Genomic DNA, 5,666 nt, shown 5'->3' with positions numbered 1-5,666 from the left:
GAATGTACAAATGGCTGAATTTTTAAGAGATAGAAATCCAAGATTGGTTTTAGATTGTGGAGCTGTTATTGAGCCTAACCAGATATCTGCAATATATGGTTAAATATTTTATCTACCCTTATTTTCTAATGCTTTCTTAAAATCCTAATTGCTAATAGGTATATAAATGTTAAATGGATTTGAATCCAGTGTGAGTGGCCTTAGAGCTCAAGGAAAGGCGATTTCTAATATCAGTGGTAATATAGCAAATGCTCAAACTACTGGATACAAGGGTGTTTTTTCTTCTTTTTTGACACTTATTGCTCCAGGAACAAATGATGTTATGGAGATCACGAGAAATTCTATAGATAAGCAAGGTGGAATTAAAGATACAGGAATTGTTACAGACTTGGCAATAAGTGGAGTTGGAATGCTTGCCGTTAAACCATCTCTTGATCTAAATGACAAGCAGCTATTGTACACTAGAGAAGGGTCCTTTAGAACTGACGTGAGTGGCAACTTGCAAAATATAGGGGGATCATATTTACTGGCATGGCCTTTTGATAACGAAGGCAAGCCAATTGGCAATGATTTTGCATCTCTTGAAGTGGTAAATTTATATTCTTTAGTACAAGAAGTTGCTGCAACAAAATCTATAGATTTTTCTGTTAACCTAGACGCAAAAGAACAGATGATCAAAGGTTTATCTTATATTATTCAACCAGAGAGTGGGCTTTCTACAGATGATGTTATATCAAATAAAAATCTAAGAGTGGGAGATAAATTCAGAATAGATGTTAATGATGGTGAGCAGCAATATGATTTTACATATGGTGGGTTTTCGTCTGGAAATGCAGCATCAATTCAGATTTTAGGCTCAGAGAGCATAAATGGCGGATTATCCGCTCTTATAAATGGGGATAATTTTTCAATTAAAACAAAAAATCTAGATAGCATGGAGTTTAAATATAAAGAAATAAACCCTGATATTTTGCTTGGAGAATTCAACAACATAAAGACTCTTTCTGCAGCAATCAATCAAATTGATGGTCTTAAGGCAACAATAAAAAATGATTGTCTTTCTATAGCGTCAGCTCAGATCGGAGACTCGATCACTTTTGTTAATGGTTTTGATGTCAGCAAACTCGGCTCAAGTAAAGATATTAGCGCTGCTTTTGGAGCGAAACAATTTTATGACACTGTAAACAGCGTAAACATGAGTCAGCAGGAAGTTTATGGCGTCACTCCAAGCGTTGGAGCTAGCGCATTACCATTTTCTTCTGGCGTTTTTGATGGTGATGGTCGTGAGTTTTGCCATACCCTTGTTAAGAGTATGGCTAGTATTGGCTTAAATAACTATAGGCAATGCCTGTCAGTAAGTTTTTATATGAGCTTGGTTTCGACTCCGCTCAACCAGCCCCCTGAGCGAAGTCGAAGGGCGGTTATTAAGCACGTAAACGACGGGTTTTAAACGTACGCCAGCCATTATCCGTCATCGAAAACATTAAAGCGGTTAATGCTGATTCGGTGGGTTTTGGGGCTTGGCCTTGTGCCATACGATGTAATTGGCGGGCATACCAAACAATTTCCATCAAGGCCATGTTATCAACCATCTTAATGCCTGTTTTAATTGGTTTGACTTGATAACGTGGTTCTTCACCAGCTAATAAACGGTTGCCAATATCGGGTTCAATGGCTAAAGAGCGGCCTAAACCGACAAAATCGACTGCGCCACTATTAATCGCATCTTGCATTCCTGCTAAAGAGCGGAAACCACCTGTGACCATTAATGGGGTTTTGGTGGTGGCACGGGCTTTTTCGGCAAACTCTAAAAAGTAAGCTTCACGACGACGAGTAGATTCTTTAACAGGTGTGCCATTCATTTGCACAGGCGCTTCATAAGTGCCACCTGAAATTTCAATCATATCAATGCCAGCTTCAGACAAAGCACGAATCACATCTAAGGATTCTTCTTCGGTAAAACCGCCTTTTTGGAAGTCGGCAGAATTGAGTTTAATGCCAATCGGAAATTTATCACCCACTTGTTTACGCATTTCGGCATATACCGCTAACACAAAACGGCGACGATTTTCAGGATTTCCACCCCATTGGTCAGTACGCTGATTGTGATGGCCTGATAAAAATTGGCTAACTAAATAACCATGTGCACCATGAATTTGTACACCACTAAAGCCTGCTTTTTTAGCAATCGCTGCCGTTGTACCAAAACGTTGAATAATCTCTAAAATTTCGTCATGAGTGAGTTCGCGTGGTGTGGCAAAAAAGGCTGTTAATTCTTTACCAAACGGAATTGCCGAAGGCGAAACATTTTGTTTGTTTAAACCACGTGGTGACTGTTTACCAGGATGATTAATTTGCATCCACAATTGCGTACCGTTTTGTGTGCCTGCTTTTGCCCATGCTTTTAATAAATCTAAGTCGCGTTCGTCTTCAACCACCACATTGTTGGGTTCGCCAATCGCACGACGATCGACCATGACATTACCTGTAATCAAAATACCCATGCCACCCATTGCCCAACGTTGGTACAAACGCGCTAAACCAATGGTTGGATGATTGTTGGTTGTACCTAAAGTCTCACTAAGTGCAGATTTGACTAAACGATTTTTGACCACACTGCCATTTGGTAGGCTAAATGATTGATTAAGGATGTCTTGGGACATGAGAAGCTCCAAAAAATAAGACGAGCGTACTAAAATTTTTGCTGTGGGCTTAAGATAACATTCAATTTGATAGTTGTCAAAGTGTTGTATTGAGAAAAGGTCAATTATTAGCAATAAAGCTCCATCTACCTGTGGGAAAGGGTTGGGGTGAGGGTAAACTTTAGGAATTAAAATCCCCCCATAACCAATTTAACACGCTTAATACGGCAACGGGGGCGGTTTCGGTGCGTAATATTCGTTGTCCTAAGCACCACGGCGCAAAACCGTGTTCGATACTTTGACTAATTTCGCGTTCGGATAATCCGCCTTCTGCGCCAATTAATACCGCAATCGTTTGTGGTTTTTTGCTAGGATTAGGTAAGCCTGTCACGCTAGGTGCTAAGACAAAACGTAAATCAGCTTGAGTGTTTGCTGTCCATGTTTCTATAGCTTGAGGCGGATTGATTTTAGGAACAATATTTAAGCCTGATTGTTCACAAGCACTAATGGCCACGCCTTGCCAATGTGCCATTTTTTTATCTAAGCGTTCATTACCTAAACGCACTTCGCAACGTTCACTGATGAGCGGGGTAATTTCACTTACGCCTAATTCAGTCGCTTTTTGAATGGCATAATCAAATCGATCACCTTTGGATAATACTTGCCCTAAATGAACTTTTAGCGGTGAACTTTTGTTATGTTCAATAAATTGTTCTAAAGTGACATAAGCATGGCGTTTATCAGTACGGCTTAATTGGCCATGATATTCACCACCTTCACCATTAAATAAACAGACTTTATCGCCAACGCGTGCACGCAACACTTTAATAAAGTGATGGGCAGCTTCTTCAGGCAGTTCAATTTCGGTATTGAGCGATAAGGAAGTAGGGGTGTAAAGACGAGTCATAATATTTTCTTTAAAAACTACTCTTTCACTTCAACCATATAGGGTAAATCAAGCAACTGCAAAGGCAATTTTTCTTCACCTAAAAAAACCTGTTGACAATGATCGTGACGAACAATCGCTAATAGCTCAACCGTATGAGCATCTGCTTGTGCTGCAAGTACCACATGACCTTGGCTATGACCTGTTGCATCATAAATCACGGTATTTAAAGCAGGTAATTCGCTTAACTTCACTGTAAAACGATGCACCCATTGTTTAAGTTTGCCTCTAAAATACAAACGTGCAATGATTTCTTGGCCTGTATAACAGCCTTTGTTATAACTAATCGCATTTAAAGCTAAATAGTTTAATTCTTGAGGCTGATAAAGTTCGGTCGTTTCTGCAAGGACGGGTGTTTCGCCTGCTGCGATTTGTGCTAAACGCCAATCATTGATTGAGGCAATAGTCGCTTGCTGACTGAGTTGTTGCCAGACTGTTTCGCTAAACTCTGCTTTAACTAATAATAACCAACGAGAATCACCATCCACCCGCGTCAGACTGATTTGCTCATTGCTTAATGTCTGATTAATCGTGGTTGGACAAAAACCAAATAATTCAGTGAGTAGTTTTTCACTCTCTGCACCTAAAACACCAATCACACTGGTTTCGGGCGTGTTGATTTGTGCTTTAGAAAAGATAATATATTTTTGCAGGGTGTTTTTCGCAGTGGCTAATAACGCTTGATTAATCACTAAATGAATACTTTGAGCAGGCCATTCAATCGCGCGAAAACTAAACACCAAGCGACCTTTTAAATTGGCATAACCACCCAAACGAGATTGCTCAGGTGTTACCTCCTTAAAGTCGGTGGTGGTTTGTCCTTGTAAAAACTTATGAGCATCAATACCTTGAATGTTTAACAGAGCATCGGTTAAACGAATAATCGCGGACATAATATCCTCTTATCTAATCAACTATTTTTCAGTAGAAATAGCATATAATACTTTAATAGAATCAGCGAGATGAAAAATGCGTGAATTAACAGATGCCGAACGTGCCATGTTTTGGCGCGCAAGACGTGGTTTAAAAGAATTAGATGTATTTTTTGAACCGTTTATGCGTGACCATTATTTATTATTACCTGAAAATGAACAAGTCATGGTTGCCAAATTAATTAAATGTGAGGACCCTGATTTATTGGCATGGTTTATGGGTTATGAGCAACCTGAAGACCCCGATTTAGTCCATATTATTGAAGTGTTTCATGAGCGTTTGGGAACTGGACACAGCAATTAAGCCATCTCGTTATCAACAATGGCTTAATGGGTTATTTTACAGTGTGGCTATGGCGGCTATTTGGTGTGCTTATTTACCAACAGTGGCACAATTAGGTTTAACGATTGTGCTGCTAGCTGTTGCTTGTTTACATAGTGTTAAACTCGCCAAAACCTTGCCAGTCGTTAGTCATTTAAGTAGCAAAGCAGACGACTGGTTTATTGAGTTGGCAACAGGCCAACGTCTAAAAGTTAAATTAAATCGTTATTTTTTATGGCGTTATTTGGTGATATTAAGCTATCAAAGTCCACATATTCGCATGCCTTATGTGGTAGTGATCTTTCCTGATAGCATCGATAAAGATAACTATCGACGTTTGCAGGCTAAATTGAGATTATTATCTTAGGACTTACACGGTTATCGCTTATTTGCTCGCTAAATAAGCGTTCTTAACGATATTTAGCTCACAAAACGCGCTAATTGCAGCACAATGCGTAAGTTCTGATCTAACTGATAACCTCTTGCTGAGTCAGAAAAAACTCAGGTGGCGTTAACACGGTATCCACTAAATCAGTATTCATTTGTGGATAATCTAAAGTGTAATGCAAACCACGCGACTCTTTGCGAGCAAGGGCAGAGCGAACAATTAACTCACTAACTAACACTAAATTGCGTAACTCTAATAGGTTAGGTGAGACTTTATAATTACTATAGTATTCGCCAATTTCGACTTTTAATAATTCAATACGACGTAAAGCCCGTTCTAAACGTTTATCAGTACGAACAATGCCTACATAATCCCACATAAAACGGCGTAACTCGTCCCAGTTATGCAAAATAATCACATCTTCATCGGCATGACG

Annotated in this window: 6 protein-coding genes and 1 pseudogene; 3 read left to right on the top strand and 4 right to left on the bottom strand. The window is 39.4% G+C overall.

The genetic code is table 11. The annotated features are described in order from the left end of the window. Window positions 1-166 precede the first annotated feature (166 nt). A complete protein-coding gene (locus tag Q0212_RS01805) occupies window positions 167-1,450 on the top strand; it encodes a flagellar hook-basal body complex protein (protein ID WP_297921314.1) in 1,284 nt (427 codons plus the stop codon). Here Q0212_RS01805 and Q0212_RS01800 read toward each other — a convergent pair. From Q0212_RS01800 to Q0212_RS01790, 3 genes are all read right to left on the bottom strand, one after another. After that, entirely contained in the window at window positions 1,425-2,663 is a 1,239-nt protein-coding gene (locus Q0212_RS01800) for an NADH:flavin oxidoreductase/NADH oxidase family protein (RefSeq protein ID WP_297921311.1), read from the bottom strand. The genes Q0212_RS01805 and Q0212_RS01800 overlap by 26 nt on opposite strands. Before the next feature lie 160 nt (window positions 2,664-2,823). Continuing rightward, window positions 2,824-3,549: a 16S rRNA (uracil(1498)-N(3))-methyltransferase gene (locus tag Q0212_RS01795; RefSeq protein ID WP_297921308.1), complete on the bottom strand. Its 726-nt coding sequence runs from the start codon at window positions 3,547-3,549 to the stop codon at window positions 2,824-2,826. A gap of 17 nt (window positions 3,550-3,566) precedes the next feature. Beyond that, on the bottom strand, window positions 3,567-4,481 hold the full coding sequence (locus Q0212_RS01790; RefSeq protein ID WP_297921305.1) for a hypothetical protein: 915 nt from the start codon (window positions 4,479-4,481) through the stop codon (window positions 3,567-3,569). A gap of 76 nt (window positions 4,482-4,557) precedes the next feature. On the opposite strand from Q0212_RS01790, the gene Q0212_RS01785 reads away from it, so the two are divergent. Continuing rightward, entirely contained in the window at window positions 4,558-4,824 is a 267-nt protein-coding gene (locus Q0212_RS01785) for a succinate dehydrogenase assembly factor 2 (RefSeq protein WP_297921302.1), read from the top strand. Then, window positions 4,793-5,209, top strand: a complete 417-nt coding sequence (locus Q0212_RS01780) for a protein YgfX (protein WP_297921294.1) — start codon at window positions 4,793-4,795, stop codon at window positions 5,207-5,209. The genes Q0212_RS01785 and Q0212_RS01780 overlap by 32 nt, the downstream gene beginning before the upstream one ends. 100 nt (window positions 5,210-5,309) lie before the next feature. Here the strand turns inward: Q0212_RS01780 and Q0212_RS01775 are convergent. Next, window positions 5,310-5,666 (bottom strand): annotated as a pseudogene (locus Q0212_RS01775) (L-aspartate oxidase); the annotation flags it as partial.

Source organism: uncultured Agitococcus sp. (assembly GCF_937920075.1).
In the GTDB taxonomy this organism is placed as follows: Bacteria; Pseudomonadota; Gammaproteobacteria; order Pseudomonadales; family Moraxellaceae; genus Agitococcus.
This window is presented reverse-complemented; position numbering and strand designations above follow the sequence as displayed.

Excerpts from the sequence above, each read along its gene's own strand:
- Q0212_RS01800 (WP_297921311.1), bottom strand. The coding sequence starts at position 2,663 with ATGTCCCAAGACATCCTTAATCAATCATTTAGCCTACCAAATGGCAGT.
- Q0212_RS01780 (WP_297921294.1), top strand. The coding sequence starts at position 4,793 with ATGAGCGTTTGGGAACTGGACACAGCAATTAAGCCATCTCGTTATCAA.
- Q0212_RS01795 (WP_297921308.1), bottom strand. The coding sequence starts at position 3,549 with ATGACTCGTCTTTACACCCCTACTTCCTTATCGCTCAATACCGAAATT.
- Q0212_RS01790 (WP_297921305.1), bottom strand. The coding sequence starts at position 4,481 with ATGTCCGCGATTATTCGTTTAACCGATGCTCTGTTAAACATTCAAGGT.
- Q0212_RS01785 (WP_297921302.1), top strand. The coding sequence starts at position 4,558 with ATGCGTGAATTAACAGATGCCGAACGTGCCATGTTTTGGCGCGCAAGA.
- Q0212_RS01805 (WP_297921314.1), top strand. The coding sequence starts at position 167 with ATGTTAAATGGATTTGAATCCAGTGTGAGTGGCCTTAGAGCTCAAGGA.